The organism is Streptomyces sp. NRRL WC-3605 (genome assembly GCF_001509795.1).
GTDB classification, from domain to species: domain Bacteria; phylum Actinomycetota; class Actinomycetes; order Streptomycetales; family Streptomycetaceae; genus Streptomyces; species Streptomyces viridochromogenes.
In genome coordinates, this window is record NZ_LLZN01000009.1 from 1 (window position 1) to 313 (window position 313).

The 313-nt window shown below is 67.4% G+C and carries 1 pseudogene; it reads right to left on the reverse strand.

The window, feature by feature from the left end:
• Positions 1–45: 45 nt before the first annotated feature.
• A pseudogene (locus ADL34_RS36525) lies at positions 46–313 on the reverse strand (tetratricopeptide repeat protein); the annotation flags it as partial.

The window sequence follows — 313 nt, forward strand, 5'->3', positions numbered from 1 at the left end:
CGGATAAAAACTTGCATCATCCGACACTGATCCAGTGTGCCGCGTTTACACGCTGCCGGCCTTCCTCCGCCAGTCGGCGATGTGCCCCCGGGTAGTGAGGGTGTCTGGGTGTTGTGGGCCCAGCCCCCCCTCCTCGTCGCCCGGAAATTCTTCAAACGCCGCGACACCCACCGGGGCCCCCGCCGCCTCACCCCTCCAGCGGGCGAGATTGAACCGGGTGCTGAGCGTGTCTGGGTGTTCTGGGCCCAGCACCCGCTGCCGGTCGGCCAGCAGTTCTTCCAACGCCGTGACAGCACCCGCAGCATCCCCCGCC